Here is a 16,259-nt window from a genome sequence, read left to right as displayed (position 1 = left end):
TCATAACCGGGCAACGCACGATATCAAAACAATGAGCCATCCCAACACCGAACTGATCCAGCGTTTCTACAGGGCGTTTCAGCAACGCGACGCCGAAAACATGGTGGCCTGTTATGCCGACGACGTCGTCTTCAGCGACCCCGCCTTCGGCGAGTTGCACGGCGACGAAGCGCGCGACATGTGGCGCATGCTGGTGGCACGCGCGCAGGATTTCTCGCTGACGTTCGAGGGCGTCGAAGCGGACGACCGTAGCGGCCGCGCCCGCTGGGTCGCCAGTTATCTCTTCAGTCAGACGGGGCGCGCGGTGGTCAACCGCATCGACGCCCGCTTCGTGTTCCGCGACGGTCGCATCGTCGAACATCGCGACAGCTTCGATTTATGGAGCTGGACGCGTCAGGCATTGGGCCTCAAAGGAACGCTGCTCGGCTGGTCGCCGCTCGTGCAGCGCGCAATCCGCGCCCAGGCGCGAAAGGGCCTCGACATCTACCGGCGCCGGCAACCGCGCGCCTGAATGTCGGGCCGGGAGCCGAGAGCCAGGAGCCAAGACCCGCGTCCGTCAGCGCACGCTTGCTATCATTCAGCGAAGTGATGCTGTATTTCTTCAAGCGGACGAGCGAGGAAGTTATGCCAGTAGTAGATGCCGCATGGGAAGAGTGGCTGAGCAGCAACGTGGCGCGCGGCTGCAGTCCGGGTTCGATGATCGACGCGATGGTGCAGGCCGGTTTCGCCACCGACGCCGCGCGCGTGGCCGTGCATAAAACCTTCGGCCAGAACCCGGCGAATCCCGCCTTTGCCGCGGCGGCGGCGACCGAGGCTGCGCTTGCCAAAGCCGCGCCGCAAACCTATCAGTACGACGATCCGCCCGTTGCGCGCGGCAATCTGATCCGGGCGTACGATCGCGACGTGCGTGTGGTGATGCGCTGCGAGCGGCCGCAGATGATCGTGTTCGCCGATGTGCTGTCGCCCGACGAATGCACGGAGATGATCGAACGCTCGCGGCATCGGTTGAAACGCTCCACCACGGTGAATCCGGCCACCGGCAAGGAAGACGTGATCCGCAATCGCACCAGCGAAGGGATCTGGTATCAGCGCGGCGAAGATCCGTTCATCGAGCGGATGGACCGGCGCATTTCGAGTCTGATGAACTGGCCGGTCGAAAACGGCGAAGGCTTGCAGCTTCTGCGCTACGGCACGACCGGCGAATACCGCCCGCATTTCGACTACTTCCCGCCCGATCAACCCGGCAGCACGGTGCACACCGCGCAGGGCGGCCAGCGCGTGGCCACACTCGTGATCTATCTGAACGACGTGCCCGACGGCGGCGAAACGATTTTCCCGGAAGCGGGCATGTCGGTCGCGGCAACCCAGGGCGGCGCGGTGTATTTCCGCTATATGAACGGCCGGCGTCAACTCGATCCGTTGACCTTGCACGGCGGTGCGCCGGTGCTCTCCGGCGACAAATGGATCATGACGAAGTGGATGCGCGAACGCGCTTACGGCTGACGCAAGCCGGTCCCAGGTTCTATTCAGCCGCCTGACCGGCGGGGGCGGTGCCCGGCGCGCTGGCGAACAGTTGTTTCAACGCGCCGCGGCCGCTTGTGTAGCCCATGCGCATGATCATCAGACCGATCGCCGCGCCGGCAATGTGATCCAGCATCGGCATGCCGGCCAGACTGCCGGCCAGGCCCAAGGTTGCGACCAACGCAGACACCGCGTCGACACGCGCATGCCACGCGCTTGCCAGCAGAATCGCCGAACCGGTGCGCGCGCCTTCGGCCCGCAAATAGCGAAACAGGGCTTCCTTTGCGAGCATCACGAAACCGCTGACCGCGAGCGCGCCGATATGCAACGCGGTGCCGCCGCTCAGTGTGGAGGTTTGTGCGATGCTGCTCCAGAGCATATCGACGGCGGTGATCGTCAGCACGGCGGCGATGAACAGCGCGGCCAGTGCCTGCTCGATGCCGCGGTCGGCGCTGTTGCCGACCATGCGCGGCTTCGCACGCTGGTGTCTGGTGGTGAGGTACAGCACGATCAGCACGACGCTATCGGCGGCGAGGTCGCTCAAGGTGTGGACGCCGTCGGCAAAGAGGCCGTCCGAATCCGCCATGAAGCCAATGGCGATCTGCATCGCCGAAAGGAAAGCATTGAGCAGCGCGCTGGCGGAAGCGGCCTTAAACAAGGCAGCCGCCGTTGAGGGAATCGCTGCGGCTGTCGCGCGCGGAATGCTGTGGCATGGGCTGGGGACGGTTTTTCTGCGGTTGCTATTCTCGCAGCAAATTAACCGTCCAACGTGGCATGCCGATGACAGCGCGGGGGCCTCGCTCGCGTCGCGCTCAGGCCGTCCTGTAGACGTCCGGGTTATGCAACTCCATATAGCGTTCCGGATTCGCGAGCCCCGTGAAGCCATGCGGCTCGTACACGTGATGCGCGTCTGTCGTCACCAGCACGATTCTTCGCAAACCCTGGAGCGACGGACTGGCGAACACGTGCTTCATCAATGTGGATGCGTATCCTTTGCCGCGATAATCCGGCAGCACGAACACATCGCACAGGTACGCGAAGGTCGCGCCGTCCGTAATCAGTCGCGCGAACGCGACCTGCCGGCCTTCGATATAGCCGCCGAAACATAGCGAGCCCGCGACGGCCCGCTCGAAAGTCTGGCGCGGCATGCCCTTGGCCCACGCGGTCTCTTGCGACAAAAACGTGTAGACCGTCTCCATCTCGAGATCTGCCTTGTTGCTCGAAATCGTCAGCTCGTGTGTTTGCACCGCGTATCTCCGCCTGTTCTGTCAAAGCGCGCGCCGACGTCAACCCTTCGCCGGATCCTCGCTGCCTCGCGACCCGCCGCCTATGCTCTGTCCGGCATCGCGTGCGAGGCCCATGTAACCCGTCACCGATACAAGCGTCACCACGCCCGCGAACAGAAACGCGAGGCGGAAATCGTCGAGCGTGAAAATGCGGCCCGTGGTCTCGCCGTTGAAGAAGGCCGCCGCGCGCAGCGACACGGCGCCGAACGCAATGCCGAGACCGATCGTCATCTGCGCCGCCGCGCTCCACAGCGTGCTGGCCGCGCTCATCTGCGGTTGCGCGACGTCGGCATAGGCCAGCGTGGCGAGCGTGGAGAATTGCATCGAACGCGCCACGCCGTAGACGAATACGACGAACAGCACCAGCATGAGCGGCACGTTCGGCGTGAGCAGTCCGCATGCGATGATGAACACGCCGGCCACCGTCACGTCGACGATCGACACCATGCGGAAACCGTAACGCTGCAGGATGCGCGTGGTCAGCGCCTTCATGCCGAGGTTGCCGAGCGCGCTCGCGAGCAGCAACAGCCCCGACTTGAACGCCGACAGGCCGAAGCCCACCTGGAAAAGCAGCGGCATCAGATAAGGCACCGCGCCGATGCCGATGCGCGTGAACGAACCCGTCACCACAGTGACCGAGAAGGTCGGGATCTTCAGCGTCGAGACGTCGACGAGCGGATGCGGATGACGCTTCGCATGCTGGAAGGCCACCACGCCCATCAGCAATCCGCCGAGAATAATCGCGCCGGCCACCCACGGATTTTCGCCGGGCTGGCTCGCCAGTTCCGCGCCGTACAGAATCGCCGTCAAGGTCGCGCCGCTCAGCAGCAGGCCGACCACGTCGAGCGGCTTGCGCTCGGTGCCGCGCAGGTTGGGCACCAGCGCGAGCGCAACGGCCATTGCCGCGAGGCCGAACGGCACGTTGAGCAGGAAGATCCAGCGCCACGACGCGTAAGTCGTGATGAAACCGCCGATCGGAGGCCCGACCACGGGCGCCGCAATCGCCGGCCACGTAATGGTGGAAATCGCCTGCATCATGCGGCTTTTTTCGGTGCTGCGGACCACGATCAGGCGGCCCACCGGCACCATCATCGCGCCGCCCATGCCTTGCAACAGACGGGCCGCGGTGAACTCCACGACGTTCTGCGAGAGACCGCATAGCACGGAGGCCACGGTGAACACGCCGATCGCGCTGAAGAACACGGTGCGCGAGCCGCAGCGGTCGGCGACCCAGCCGCTTGCCGGAATGAAGATCGCCAGCGCCAGCATGTAGGCCGTCATGCCGAGACTGAGACTGTTGGGACCGACGCCGAACGAATGCGCCATCTGCGGCAACGCGGTGGCGATCACGGTGGTGTCGAGGTACTCCATGAAGAAGGTGGCCGCGACGATATACGGCAGCCAGCCGACATGCGCGGTGCGTGTCTCGTTGCCGCTCATTGCGCTGTTCCCGCCGCGCTGCGTGCAGCGCCGTGCGAACCCGTGTGGGCGCCGGTGCCGTGGGCGTGCCGACGCGCTGGGCGCGGTGGTTTGGCCTTCATGTTCTTGCGACTACCTTTCGAAAACGTGTTTCCGGCATCCGGACGAAGTGGACGAAGTGGACGAGGCGGACGAGCGACCCGATCGCGCCCGCGGGTGACGCGCCGGCGACGCCATCCAGGTCGGCACGCGAGCGCTAGCCCTGAATCCTAACGCAATAAATGGCGCCATACCGCTGGCGGAGATCATTGTCGCCGCCGCGTGCAAGGCAGCGGGCGCACGCGGCGTGCCTGCAAGCCGGCCTGCCCGTGCGCCCGTTTACCGGAAATACTGTCTTCTATGCGCCGCTCAGTCTTTCGCGGCGTACTCGCGGTCCAGCTTGTCGTACAGCGGCTTGTTGACGAGGCGCTGGCGTTCGCTGAACGGCGCGACGAGCGTGGCGTCCTCGTCGAGGCGGCCATTGCTCTTCAGTGTGCCGAGTGCGCGCTGCATGCCGAGCACCGCGCCTTGCAGCGCCGCGTTCGCGTACAGCACGATGCCGTAACCGAGTTTGGCGAGTGCTTCGCGCGATTGCACCGGCGTCTTGCCGCCGATCACGATATTGATCAGTTGCGGCTTGTCGAACAGGCCCGGCAGACGTTCGATGTCCGCCAGCGATTCGGTCGCTTCGATAAACAGAATGTCGGCGCCGGCTTCGATAAACCGGTGGCCGCGCTCGATCGCGTCCTCGATGCCGTGGACCGCGGCCGCGTCGGTGCGCGCCATGATCTGCAGATTGCCGTCTTCGCGGGCGTCCACGGCCGCGCGGATCTTGCCGACCATCTCGCTTGCGCTTACCACTTCCTTGCCGGAGAAGTGGCCGCATTTCTTCGGCATGATCTGGTCTTCGAACTGGATCACGTCGGCGCCGCTGCGTTCGAGCACGCGCACCGTCTGGCGCACGTTCAGCGCGTTGCCGAAGCCGGTGTCGGCGTCGACGATCAGCGGCAGCGCAACCGCGTCGCGAATCCGCGCCGTGTGTTCAGCCACTTCGGCAAGGCCGATGAACCCGAGGTCCGGCAGGCCGAGCGACATGTTGGTGACGCCTGCACCTGTGATGTAGATCGCCTCGAAGCCGGCGTCCTCGATCACGCGCGCGCTCATCGCATTGAAGGCGCCGGGCACGAGCAGGCCCTGGCGTTCGTTGACTTTGGCGCGGAAGGCGGCGCGGCGGGTAGCGGAAGTGCTCATGACGGTGTGTCTCCAGAAGAAAAGGGCAGATATACGTAGGCGTTGTTTTGCAGGAAGCGTGCCATTTGGCGGCGTCGGCGATTTGTTTCGGACAATCAACAGGTTAGCGGGCAAGCAGCGGCACGGCGCTTCGTGGCACAATGGGCGTGGTGTTCCGTGGAACGTTTCATGGAACGTTCCAATGTAGAGCGGAGTGCCGCCGTGTCCACTTTCACGTCATCCTTTACGAATTCCGATCCGGGCCGCCCCGGCGTCGCACTGGTGAGTATCAGCCGGTTGCGGTCGCTTTGCGAGACCGTCGCGCCACGCTACGCCGGGCGCGCGAAATTCTTTTCGGTTCGGGAAGGCTACGGCGCCGCCGTCACCGCCTTGCAAGCCTACGTGGACGCCGGCTCGGTCGACGTGGTGCTGGCCGCCGGATCGAACGGCGCCTACCTGCGCGACAACCTGAACGTGCCGGTGGTGATGGTCAAGGTGAACGGCTTTGACGTGCTGGGCGCGATCACCCGCGCCACGACCACGTGGCCCAATGCGCAGATCGGCCTCGTGCTGCACGAAACGATCTCGCACGAACTGAGCGACCTGAGCGCCTGGCTAAAAGTCGGCCTGAAACAGCGCGCCTACCGCTCGATCGACGAAGTGCGGCTCGCGGTCGACAATCTCGCCGCCGAAGGCTGCAGCGTCATCATCGGGCCCGGCATGGCTTGCGATTTTGCCCAGCAGGCGGGCCTCGCGAGCGTTTTCCTGTATTCGCTCGGCGCGGTCGAAGAAGCGTTCGAACGCTCGGTCGAACTGGCGCGCGTGAGCCGCCAGAAGGAATCGAAGCGCGTGCGCCTGAACACGATCGTGGCGCATCTGCGCGACGGCGTCGCTGCTTTCGACGAAGCCGGCCAGGTCGAAGCCGTCAATCCGGCCATGCTCGATCTGCTCGGCCTCGACCGCGAGCGGGACGTGCCGGGGCAGGTGGAGCGCGCCGTCGGGCCGCTGCTGCGCGAGACGCTGGAGCACGATACGCCGATCGAAGAACGGATCGAGCAGATCGGCGGCCGCGCGCTGATCGTCAACTGCTTGCCGATCGTGGAGCAGGGCGTGCGCTCCGGGTCGGTCGTGACGCTGCAGGATGCTCTGGTTGCGCAGCGGATCGACCGCTCGCTGCGGACCAGCCAGCGGCCGAAGCATCTGGTCGCGCGGCATCAACTGGACGATCTGATCGGCAACTCGGCGGCGCTCGAGCGGGTGCGGCGTCTGGCGCGCGCGGGCGCGGCGCACGACGCCACCGTGCTCCTCACCGGCGAAAGCGGAACCGGCAAGGAACTGGTCGCGCAGGGCATCCACAATGCGAGCCCGCGGCGCGGCAATCCGTTCGTCGCGTTCAATTGCGCGGCGCTGCCCGAGGGGCTGATCGAAAGTGAACTGTTCGGCCACGAGGAAGGCGCGTTCACCGGCGCGCGGCGTGGCGGCAAGCCGGGGCTCTTCGAAATCGCGCACACAGGAACGATTTTCCTCGACGAAATCGGCGAGATGCCGGCGGCGCTGCAAAGCCGTCTGCTGCGGGTTCTGCAGGAGCGCGAGGTGATGAAGCTCGGCTCGGGACGGGCCACGCCGGTCGACGTGCGGGTAATCGCCGCCACGCACCGCGACCTGCACGCACTGGTCGAGCAGGGCGCGTTTCGTGCGGATTTGTATTTTCGTCTGAATCTGCTTCAGATAGAATTGCCGCCGCTACGCGAACGGCGTGAAGATGTTCCACAACTGGCGCGGCACTTGTTAAGCCGCGGCGCGCTCCAATATGGCTTGTCGGAGGCCGCGCTCGAGCGGGTGCTGGCGTTTCTCGCGCCGCTGTTCGCGCACTACGCGTGGCCCGGCAATGTGCGGGAGCTGGAAAATCTGCTGACGCGCGCTGCGATCTATCCCGGCGGCGAAGCCGGTCTGGATTGGCGGGCGGTGTTTCCAGAGTTCGGACGCATGGAGCAGCGGGCGGCCGCTAGGGAAAACGCAAGCGGCGCAGAGGGTCCAGGCGGGGCGAACGGGTCGAACGGTTCACATGCCACCGCCGAAACCACCCCGGCGCGCGTAAGCCCGACCCGTGAGGACGTTCTGCACGCCCTTGAGAAGGCCGGCGGCAACCGCGCTGCGGCAAGCCGGGCGCTGGGAATCGGCCGGACCACCCTCTGGCGTCTCATGAAAGACCCCTCCACCGGATGACCGCGATCGGGAATCTTCGGATAGCGTCAGACTATCGCTATGATTAATACAATCCGCTTTACCTATTAAGCGTCGTCTGACATACTGACTCCACTTCCAACCACTCCGAAAGAGGACTCAGCAAATGCCGATCATCAATAGTCAAGTCAAACCGTTCAAAGCACAGGCTTATCACAACGGCGAATTCGTGACCGTCACTGAAGAAAGCCTGAAGGGCAAGTGGTCGGTTTTCGTTTTCTATCCGGCTGACTTCACGTTTGTCTGCCCGACCGAACTGGGTGACCTGGCCGATCGCTACGCCGAATTCCAGAAGCTCGGCGTTGAAATCTACAGCGTCTCGACGGATACGCACTTCACCCACAAGGCATGGCACGACACGTCGGACACGATCCAGAAGATCAAGTACCCGATGGTCGCCGACCCGACGCTCGCCATCTCGCGCAACTTCGACGTGCTGATCGAAGAAGAAGGCCTGGCGCTGCGCGGCACGTTCGTGATCAACCCGGAAGGCGAGATCAAAGTGGCCGAAATTCACGACAACGGCATCGGCCGTGACGCGGGCGAACTGCTGCGCAAGGTGCAGGCGGCGCAATACATCGCGGCTCACCCGGGTGAAGTGTGCCCCGCCAAGTGGACGCCGGGCGCTGAAACGCTGACCCCGTCGCTGGACCTGATCGGCAAGATCTAAGGTCTCACGACCTGACGCAGTAGGCGCCTCGCGGCGCATCACCGTGCGGGCCGCTTCTTACAGTGGTTCGCACGTCCCCGGACCGCACCAGTTCTATCCGGACGCGTGCGGCGCCGGGAACCCAACACCCATCGTCACGGAATCGAATAGCCATGCTTGATGCCAATCTCAAGACTCAGTTGAAAACGTACCTCGAAAAGGTTAGCAGGCCTATTGAGATCGTCGCGTCGGTGGACGACAGCGCAAAATCGCAAGAGCTGCTGGCATTGCTGAACGATATCGCGACGTTGTCGGACCGCGTCACCGTGATCGAGCGTCGTGGCGACGCCGAGCGCAAGCCGTCGTTTTCGATCGGCGAGCCGGGCAAGGAAACGGGCATCCGTTTCGCCGGCATTCCCATGGGTCATGAATTCACGTCGCTCGTCCTCGCGCTGTTGCAGGTCGGCGGCCATCCGGTCAAACTCGAAGACGCCGTGATCGAACAGATCCGCAATCTCGACGGCGACTATCAATTCGAAACGTATTTTTCGCTGTCATGCCAGAACTGCCCGGAAGTCGTCCAGGCACTGAACGTGATGGCGCTGATCAACCCGCGCATCCGCCACGTGGCGATCGACGGCGCCCTGTTCCAGAATGAAGTCGAAGCGCGCCAGATCATGGCGGTACCGACCATGTTCCTGAACGGCGAAGTGTTCGGCCAGGGCCGCAGCGGCGTGAAGGAAATTCTCGCGAAGCTCGATACGAACGCCGGTGCGCGTGCCGCGAAGGAACTGGAAAAGAAGCCGGTGTTCGATACGCTGATCGTCGGCGGCGGTCCCGCGGGGGCGGCTGCGGCGATTTACTCGGCGCGCAAGGGTATCGCGACGGGCGTGGTGGCGGAGCGCTTTGGCGGTCAGGTGCTCGATACGCTGGCCATCGAGAACTTCGTCTCCGTGACGGAAACCGAAGGGCCGAAGTTCGCCGCGGCGCTCGAACAGCACGTGAAGAGCTACGAAGTCGACGTCATGGACGTGCAGCGCGCCGAAGCGCTGATTCCGGGCCGCATCAACGAAATTCGTCTCGCGAACGGCGCCGTGCTGAAGGCGAAGACGATCATTCTGGCAACGGGCGCGCGCTGGCGCGAAATCAATGTGCCGGGCGAGCGAGAGTATCGCAATCACGGCGTGGCGTATTGCCCGCACTGCGATGGTCCGCTGTTCAAAGGCAAACGCGTTGCGGTGATTGGCGGCGGCAATTCGGGCGTTGAAGCGGCCATCGACCTCGCGGGTATCGTGCGTGAAGTGACGCTGTTCGAGTTCGGCGCTACGTTGCGTGCCGACGAAGTGCTGCAACGCAAGCTGCGCAGCCTGGCTAACGTGACGATCGTCACGCAGGCGCAGACCACGGAAATCACCGGCGACGGCAAGAAGGTCAACGGTCTGGTCTACAAGGATCTGCGCTCGGGCGAAGTGAAGCAGGTCGAACTGGAAGGCGTATTCGTGCAGATCGGTCTCGTGCCGAACACCGAGTGGCTCAAGGGCACGGTCGAGTTGTCGAAGCACGGCGAGATCGTCGTCGATGCGCGCGGTGCGACTTCGGTGCCGGGTGTATTCGCCGCCGGCGACGTGACTACGGTTCCGTTCAAGCAGATCGTGATCGCCGTGGGAGAGGGCGCAAAGGCATCGCTCTCGGCATTCGATTACCTGATCCGTAATAGCGAAGAAGTGGAAGTGGTCAGTGAAACCGAGGCTGAAGTAGCGGTTTGATTTAGTGGTGGTGGGAAAAGTGGACGGCGGCCTTTGGGCCGCCGTTTTTGCTTGCCTTGGCGCCACTACAAAAACCGATGGCCGCCTTCCGGCAACCGTCGTATGCGGGGTTCTCCGTGTGCCTTCGCACAGTTTCCACTCCGGGTGGAACCCGATCTTACGGGCAGCGCTACGTTTTTCGCACCCGCTCGTACGTAGTCTTGATGCGTGATTGTATGAATTAGAAGCGCTGGAAGCGCTAGAAGCAAGCGACCGTACGTCCCGACCGCGGGAACGCGCAGATGAGGCGGGTCCGGCGCGCCTTTTCCAACACCCGTTTCATTCGCCCGCTCGTCTCCCACTCCGCACGCCTCTTCAACAACCCTTCTGTTTGGAGCCCCGCACCTAGGCCAATTCCTTGGCTATCCCGCTCGCCAGGCCATATAAATCTGGGAGTCGGCAGAAATCCCGCCGACCTGCGTGCGCGCCCTGCCGCCGCACACGGACACCGGGTACATAAAACAAGGAGGGAGACAATGGCAACATCGCAAGCGGCGCTCGCGCGGTGGGTCGACGGCAAGCGTTATTGGTGGCTGCTCGGCGCGCTCACGATCACCTTGCCGCTGCACGCCGCGAATCTGGCGCTGCACACCGGCTGGCATATCTTCTGGTGGTTCGGGCCGATTTTCGTGTTCGGCATCATTCCGGTGCTCGATTATCTGATCGGCGACGACCCTGGCAATCCGCCGGAAGACATCGTCCCGGCACTCGAAAAAGAGCGCTATTACCGCCGCGTCGTTTATCTCGCCACGTTCATCGAGTACGTGTCGTTTTTCGGCGCGTTATGGATCGTGGGCACGCATGCGCTCGCGTGGTATGACTACCTGGGCTTTGCGCTCTCGCTCGGTGCGGCGACCGGCGTATCGATCAACACGGCACACGAACTCGGCCACAAGACCGATCGCTTCGAGCGATGGCTCGCCAGAATCACACTGGCGCCGGTCGCTTATGGTCACTTCTTCGTCGAACACAATCGCGGGCACCATGTGCGCGTGGCGACGCCGCCCGACCCGGCCAGCGCGCGCTACGGCGAATCGTTCTGGGCCTTTCTGCCGCGCACGGTTCTGGGCAGCATCGCGTCGGCGTGGCGGCTCGAAAAACATCGCCTCGCGCGCCTCGGCAAGTCGCCGTGGACGTGGCGCAACGAGATTCTGCATTCGTGGGCAATGACGGTGGTGCTGTGGGGCGCGATGATCGCGCTATTCGGCAAAGCAGTGATTCCGTTCCTGCTGATTCAGGCAGTATACGGTGCGTCGCTGCTCGAAGTGGTCAACTATCTGGAGCACTACGGGCTCGGCCGCAAGCAACTCGCGAGCGGCCGTTATGAGCGTTGCCAGCCGCAGCACTCGTGGAACAGCAACCGCATCGTGACTAATCTTTTTCTGTATCAGTTGCAGCGTCACGCGGATCATCACGCGAATCCGACCCGTTCGTATCAGGCGCTGCGTCATTTCGACGGTGCGCCGCAATTGCCGTCGGGTTACGCCACGATGATCATGCTCGCCTACGTGCCGCCGCTGTGGTTTCGCGTGATGAATCCACGCGTGGTCAAGCACTATCGAGGCAACATGGCACAATCGAATATCCGCCCGGCCATTCGCGAGCGCGTGCTTGCGCAGTTTGTGGGCTAGTACGAACGGTTCAGAGCAGGCAAAAAACCGCCCGGCGTCGACCGGGCGGCTCTCTTTGCAACGTGCCATACCAGGGCAGTATCAACGCCGGTCGATGGAATACTTTCCGGCGCCGGTCACGCACAACAGCAGCAGTCCGCCAATGATGCTGATGTTCTTGTAGAAGTGAATCATATTGTTGTACTGCATTGCACCGGTCATGTTCCAGTAATGGTGGCCGATGATTGCGGTGCCGAGCGTGTAGACCGCGAGCAGCAATGCAAGTGGCCGCGTGAAGAAACCGACCAGCAGCGCAATGCCCACCACGAACTCCATCACTACGGCGATCACCGCCGACAACCCGGGCACCGGCGCGCCGCTCGAAGTCATATAAGCCACAGTGCCGGAAAAGCCGGTGAGCTTCGACCAGCCGAACATGATGAACAGCACCATCAACAGAATGCGGGCGACGAGAATGACCGCGTCTTTCTGATTGTCCAATAGCGTATAGCGCATGATTTTCTCTCACAGGATAGGATGAGTGAGGCTCGCCGGAGTTTTCCGGCGAGTCCCGCCCAGGTTCTGCACCCTCGGGTCTTCAGACCGTCAGGCCGCTCACGTCACGTGAAACACTCAACTCACTTGAGCCGCTCAGGCCCACAGATCCGACATCTCGATGGCGCGCAGGTCGAACACCAACACTTCCGCGTCACGGCCTTGCGTGAAGGTTAGCGCTTCCTCGCCGCGCACCCGCGCTCCGTCGCCTTCGTTGAACTCGACGCCGTTCACGATCACGCTGCCGCGCGCCACGTGCACATAAGCATAGCGATTGCCGGCCAGTTCGAGCCGCGCTGTTTCGTCACTGTCGAAGAGACCGGCATAGACCCGCGCGTCCTGCTGCAGCACCAGCGAGTCGTTCGCGCCATCGGGCGAGAGCACGAGGCGCAACACACCGCGTTTCTGGTCCGAGCCGAAGTGGCGCTGCTGATAACGCGGCGCCGTAGCCTTTTTGCCCGGCGCGATCCAGATTTGCAGAAAGTGCACGGGCTCGCTCTTCGAATGGTTGTATTCGCTGTGTGCAACGCCGGTTCCCGCGCTCATCAACTGGATGTCGCCTGGCACGATCACCGAGCCGGTGCCCATGGTGTCCTTGTGTTCCAGCGCACCTTCCAGCACGTACGAAAAGATTTCCATGTCGCGGTGCGGGTGCTTGCCGAAACCTTGGGCCGGTGCGACGCGGTCGTCGTTGATGACGAGCAGATCGGAGAAGCCGTTCTGTTTCGGATCGTGATAGTTCGCGAAGGAAAACGTGTGACGCGAGCTGAGCCAGCCGTGCTCCGCGCGGCCGCGTTGATTGGCATGTCTGATTTCAAGCATCTTCTTCTCCTTGAGTTGTGCGATCCGAGCAGATGTCTGTCCGCGACCCATGAAACGAAGTGTAGGTCAATTAATATGGCTATAATCGTCGTTAAAACGGAAACACTGTCACCAAAGAGTGGACAATAGAATGCAGCTCGACGACATGCGGATCTTCGTCGCCACGGTGGACGCTCATAACTTCACGGCGGCGGCCAACCGGCTGTCGCTGTCGAAACAGTTCGTCAGCCGGCGGGTCATGGCGCTGGAAGAAACACTCGGCGTGCAATTGCTGATTCGCAACACGCGCAAGCTGGCAGTGACGGACCTCGGGCAGGAGTTTTACGAGCGCGCCAAACGCATTCTCGGCGAGGTCGAAGACGCCGAGCAGGCCATGTCGCTGCGGCGTGCCGGGCTACGCGGACTGTTACGCGTGAGCGCGCCGATGTCGTTCGGGATGGCGCACCTGTCGCCGCTCGTGGCGATGTTCCTGCGCGAACACGGCGACGTGCGCTTCGAGATGGATTTGAGCGATCGCACCGTCGACGTGGTGGGCGAGGGCTTCGACATGGCAATCCGGATCGGCGCCTTGCCCGATTCCACGCTGATTGCGCAGAAGCTCGTGGATATCCGGGTGGTGGCATGCTGCAGTCCCGGCTACGTGCGGCGCCGTGGTACGCCTGCTGTACCCGCCGATCTGGAACGCCATTCCTGCCTGTTGTATGGACATGGCGGGGCCGTGAGCTGGGAGTTCGTCGTCGACGGCGTGACGAAAGGGGTCGAGGTACACGGCCCGCTGCGCGCCAACAATGGAGAGCTGGTGCGCGATGCCGCCATTGCGGGTTTGGGGATTGTTCGGCTTCCTGATTTTATCGTGGCGGACGCACTCAGGAGCGGCCAACTCGTGCCGGTGCTCGAAGATTTTCTCCCCACGGCGACGGGTGTTTACGCCGTTTATCCGCAGCACAGGCAAAGCTCCCTCACGATCCGGGCACTCGTGGAGTTCCTGAGGGAGCACTTGAGGAAGCGCATGAAGGCGTGAAGCCTGGGTTTGCTGCGCGAGAGTTTTTCAACCAGGCGGCGATGCCACCGTTGAAGCGGCGGTTGGCCTGACGGGCGCCGGCTGCTGCCTGGCATTGCCGGCCGCCTGTGCGGCCATTAGCCGTTGCGGAAAATAAAGCTGTAGCCGTTCAACGCAGGCACGCCGCCGAGGTGCGCATACAGCACGCGCGAGCCTTCCGGGAATTCGCCATTGCGCACCATGTCGAGCATGCCGTGCATGGATTTGCCTTCGTAGACCGGATCGGTCAGCATGCCCTCCATGCGCGCGCACAAGCGGATCGCCTCCAGCGTGCCTTCATTCGGCAAACCGTATTCCGGACCTGCGAAGCGCTCGTCGAGTACGACGTCACGGCTCGTGATATCGCGTCCCAGGCCGACTTTTTCCGCCGTGTGCTTCGCGATTCGGGTGATCTGCTCGCGCGTCTGCTCCGGCTTCGCTGAAGCGTCGATGCCGATCACGCGATCGGCACGGCCGTCAGCGGCGAAACCCACCACCATGCCGGCCTGCGTGCTGCCGGTCACCGAACACACCACGACGTAGTCGAACCTGAAGCCCAATTCGGCTTCCTGCGCGCGCACCTCCTGCGCGAACCCGGCGAAGCCGAGGCCGCCGAGCGGATGGTCCGAGCAGCCGGCGGGGATCGCGTACGGTTTGCCGCCGGCGGCTCGCACGCTTTCCAGTGCATCTTCCCAGCTCTTGCGAAAACCGATGTCGAAGCCGTCGGATACGAGGCGCACGTCGGCGCCGAGAATGCGCGACATCTGTATGTTGCCCACCCGGTCGTAGACCGCATCCGAATAGTTGACCCAGTTTTCCTGCACCAGCACGCACTTCATGCCCAGGTGGGCCGCCACGGCCGCCACCTGGCGCGTCTGGTTCGACTGAATGCCGCCGATCGACACGAGCGTGTCGCAACCTTGCGCGAGCGCTTCGGGGATCAGATATTCGAGCTTGCGTGTCTTGTTGCCACCGAACGCGAGGCCGCTATTGCAGTCCTCGCGTTTCGCATACAGATGCACTTTGCCGCCGAGGTGCCTGCTCAAACGGGTCAGCGGTTGAATCGGCGTCGGCCCGAAAGTCAGAGGGTAGCGAGGGAATCGTTGCAGGTTCATGGCAGCTCCGTGGTTTAGTCAGTGTGACGCGAACGTCGTTGCGTCGCGTTAATGAAATGGTAGGGAGAACCGCCAGAAATGTGCTTGCAAAAGAATTGTGCTCGTCATACTTTTAATAAAGTTTCGAGTGGAATGGATTAATAAAAATGAATAATTCGAGCCTATGAGCGCAACAAAACTTCGTAAGGACCAGAAGAGGGCCGTTGCGGTCGCGGCGGTTCGGGCCGATCCGCTGCAATCACTCGACCGCATCGATCGCGCGATTCTTCGGCAACTGCAAACCGACGCGTCGATTTCGAATGTCGCGCTTGCTGCCAGGGTCAAGCTGAGCGCGCCTGCATGCTTGCGGCGTGTGGAGCGGCTCAAGGAATCCGGGCTGATCCAGGCGGTCGTCGCGCTGATCGACCCGAAAGCGGCAGGGGCGGGAATGCTGGTGATGATCGGCGTGGTGCTGGATCGCTCCACGCCGGAATCGTTTGCCGAGTTCGAGAAGGCGGCGCAGAACGTGACCGGCTGCATGGAATGCCATGTCGTGACCGGTGAGTTCGACTATTTCATGACCATTCGCACGCGCGACAGCGACAGTTTCAATCGTCTGCACGCGGAGCAGTTGCTCTATTTGCCGGGAGTCCGGCAAATCCGCTCGTTCATGGTGCTTAAGGAAATTCTTTCGACCACCAAATTTCCGTTGTGATCGCCGTTCGGTCCGGCGGCCGTGGGTCTCATCGCCAAGCCGTTCATGCAGGAGCGCAGGCCGTCGGACCTACGGCCATGGTCGGGCCGTGCGCCCTTGACAGAGGGCCGAGGGTATTTCGTGCTTGTCTGGTGCTTGTCTGCGCTGGTCCGGGCCCGCTCGTGAACCACCAGGCCCGCATTTTGCAATGGTGCGTCCATCGGCAAATCTTTCGTAACGGTCTGCTTAGAC

At 62.9% G+C, this 16,259-nt stretch carries 15 protein-coding genes; 8 read left to right on the top strand and 7 right to left on the bottom strand.

The features are described from left to right. The first annotated feature begins 31 nt into the window (after positions 1-31). Together NE850_RS31205 and NE850_RS31200 are read left to right on the top strand one after the other, a co-directional pair. The gene (locus NE850_RS31205) at positions 32-511 is read left to right on the top strand and encodes a nuclear transport factor 2 family protein (RefSeq protein ID WP_165188510.1); all 480 of its coding nucleotides are present in this window, start codon (positions 32-34) and stop codon (positions 509-511) included. A 113-nt stretch (positions 512-624) separates the two neighbouring features. Beyond that, entirely contained in the window at positions 625-1,503 is an 879-nt protein-coding gene (locus NE850_RS31200; RefSeq protein WP_310699821.1) for a 2OG-Fe(II) oxygenase, read from the top strand. Positions 1,504-1,522: 19 nt separating this feature from the next. Here the strand turns inward: NE850_RS31200 and NE850_RS31195 are convergent, their stop codons facing one another. From NE850_RS31195 to NE850_RS31180, 4 genes are all read right to left on the bottom strand, one after another. After that, entirely contained in the window at positions 1,523-2,179 is a 657-nt protein-coding gene (locus NE850_RS31195) for a cation diffusion facilitator family transporter (protein WP_007177484.1), read from the bottom strand. Positions 2,180-2,333: 154 nt separating this feature from the next. Beyond that, on the bottom strand, positions 2,334-2,768 hold the full coding sequence (locus tag NE850_RS31190; RefSeq protein WP_007177483.1) for a GNAT family N-acetyltransferase: 435 nt from the start codon (positions 2,766-2,768) through the stop codon (positions 2,334-2,336). Positions 2,769-2,807: 39 nt separating this feature from the next. Then, positions 2,808-4,247, bottom strand: a complete 1,440-nt coding sequence (locus tag NE850_RS31185) for an MFS transporter (protein WP_165188506.1) — start codon at positions 4,245-4,247, stop codon at positions 2,808-2,810. Between the two features lie 387 nt (positions 4,248-4,634). Next, positions 4,635-5,516, bottom strand: coding sequence for an oxaloacetate decarboxylase (locus tag NE850_RS31180; RefSeq protein WP_007177481.1), 882 nt, complete (start codon positions 5,514-5,516; stop codon positions 4,635-4,637). A 168-nt stretch (positions 5,517-5,684) separates the two neighbouring features. Between NE850_RS31180 and prpR the strand changes: the two genes are divergently transcribed. The 4 genes from prpR (at position 5,685) to NE850_RS31160 (ending at position 11,824) form a co-directional block, all read left to right on the top strand. Further along, positions 5,685-7,721, top strand: coding sequence for a propionate catabolism operon regulatory protein PrpR (gene prpR, locus NE850_RS31175; RefSeq protein WP_007177480.1), 2,037 nt, complete (start codon positions 5,685-5,687; stop codon positions 7,719-7,721). A gap of 124 nt (positions 7,722-7,845) precedes the next feature. Further along, positions 7,846-8,409, top strand: coding sequence for an alkyl hydroperoxide reductase subunit C (gene ahpC, locus NE850_RS31170; protein ID WP_007177479.1), 564 nt, complete (start codon positions 7,846-7,848; stop codon positions 8,407-8,409). Positions 8,410-8,561: 152 nt separating this feature from the next. Continuing rightward, on the top strand, positions 8,562-10,154 hold the full coding sequence (ahpF, locus tag NE850_RS31165) for an alkyl hydroperoxide reductase subunit F (RefSeq protein ID WP_007177478.1): 1,593 nt from the start codon (positions 8,562-8,564) through the stop codon (positions 10,152-10,154). Positions 10,155-10,669: 515 nt separating this feature from the next. Then, positions 10,670-11,824: an alkane 1-monooxygenase gene (locus tag NE850_RS31160; protein ID WP_007177477.1), complete on the top strand. Its 1,155-nt coding sequence runs from the start codon at positions 10,670-10,672 to the stop codon at positions 11,822-11,824. An 81-nt stretch (positions 11,825-11,905) separates the two neighbouring features. On the opposite strand, the gene NE850_RS31155 is transcribed toward NE850_RS31160, so the two are convergent. Then, positions 11,906-12,319, bottom strand: coding sequence for a DoxX family protein (locus tag NE850_RS31155; RefSeq protein ID WP_007177476.1), 414 nt, complete (start codon positions 12,317-12,319; stop codon positions 11,906-11,908). A gap of 135 nt (positions 12,320-12,454) precedes the next feature. After that, positions 12,455-13,180 (bottom strand): pirin family protein, encoded by a 726-nt coding sequence (locus tag NE850_RS31150; RefSeq protein WP_165188502.1) that lies wholly within the window; start codon positions 13,178-13,180, stop codon positions 12,455-12,457. A 130-nt stretch (positions 13,181-13,310) separates the two neighbouring features. Between NE850_RS31150 and NE850_RS31145 the strand changes: the two genes are divergently transcribed. Beyond that, a complete protein-coding gene (locus NE850_RS31145) occupies positions 13,311-14,201 on the top strand; it encodes a LysR family transcriptional regulator (RefSeq protein WP_007177474.1) in 891 nt (296 codons plus the stop codon). Positions 14,202-14,317: 116 nt separating this feature from the next. On the opposite strand, the gene NE850_RS31140 is transcribed toward NE850_RS31145, so the two are convergent. Continuing rightward, the gene (locus NE850_RS31140; protein ID WP_007177473.1) at positions 14,318-15,334 is read right to left on the bottom strand and encodes a 1-aminocyclopropane-1-carboxylate deaminase; all 1,017 of its coding nucleotides are present in this window, start codon (positions 15,332-15,334) and stop codon (positions 14,318-14,320) included. A 163-nt stretch (positions 15,335-15,497) separates the two neighbouring features. Here NE850_RS31140 and NE850_RS31135 point away from each other — a divergent pair, with 163 nt between their 5' ends. Continuing rightward, positions 15,498-16,028, top strand: coding sequence for an Lrp/AsnC family transcriptional regulator (locus NE850_RS31135; RefSeq protein ID WP_197740283.1), 531 nt, complete (start codon positions 15,498-15,500; stop codon positions 16,026-16,028). Positions 16,029-16,259 lie beyond the last annotated feature (231 nt).

Origin of the sequence: Paraburkholderia sp. USG1 (genome assembly GCF_031570135.1) — a bacterium.
Classification (GTDB): domain Bacteria; phylum Pseudomonadota; class Gammaproteobacteria; order Burkholderiales; family Burkholderiaceae; genus Paraburkholderia; species Paraburkholderia dioscoreae.
Note: the sequence above shows the minus strand (reverse complement) of the source record. Positions and strands in the feature narration are given on the sequence as shown.

Coding starts and splice junctions, on each gene's coding strand:
- NE850_RS31205 (WP_165188510.1), top strand. CDS start 32: ATGAGCCATCCCAACACCGAACTGATCCAGCGTTTCTACAGGGCGTTT.
- NE850_RS31200 (WP_310699821.1), top strand. CDS start 625: ATGCCAGTAGTAGATGCCGCATGGGAAGAGTGGCTGAGCAGCAACGTG.
- NE850_RS31185 (WP_165188506.1), bottom strand. CDS start 4,247: ATGAGCGGCAACGAGACACGCACCGCGCATGTCGGCTGGCTGCCGTAT.
- NE850_RS31180 (WP_007177481.1), bottom strand. CDS start 5,516: ATGAGCACTTCCGCTACCCGCCGCGCCGCCTTCCGCGCCAAAGTCAAC.
- prpR (WP_007177480.1), top strand. CDS start 5,685: ATGGAACGTTCCAATGTAGAGCGGAGTGCCGCCGTGTCCACTTTCACG.
- ahpC (WP_007177479.1), top strand. CDS start 7,846: ATGCCGATCATCAATAGTCAAGTCAAACCGTTCAAAGCACAGGCTTAT.
- ahpF (WP_007177478.1), top strand. CDS start 8,562: ATGCTTGATGCCAATCTCAAGACTCAGTTGAAAACGTACCTCGAAAAG.
- NE850_RS31160 (WP_007177477.1), top strand. CDS start 10,670: ATGGCAACATCGCAAGCGGCGCTCGCGCGGTGGGTCGACGGCAAGCGT.
- NE850_RS31155 (WP_007177476.1), bottom strand. CDS start 12,319: ATGCGCTATACGCTATTGGACAATCAGAAAGACGCGGTCATTCTCGTC.
- NE850_RS31150 (WP_165188502.1), bottom strand. CDS start 13,180: ATGCTTGAAATCAGACATGCCAATCAACGCGGCCGCGCGGAGCACGGC.
- NE850_RS31145 (WP_007177474.1), top strand. CDS start 13,311: ATGCAGCTCGACGACATGCGGATCTTCGTCGCCACGGTGGACGCTCAT.
- NE850_RS31140 (WP_007177473.1), bottom strand. CDS start 15,334: ATGAACCTGCAACGATTCCCTCGCTACCCTCTGACTTTCGGGCCGACG.
- NE850_RS31135 (WP_197740283.1), top strand. CDS start 15,498: ATGAGCGCAACAAAACTTCGTAAGGACCAGAAGAGGGCCGTTGCGGTC.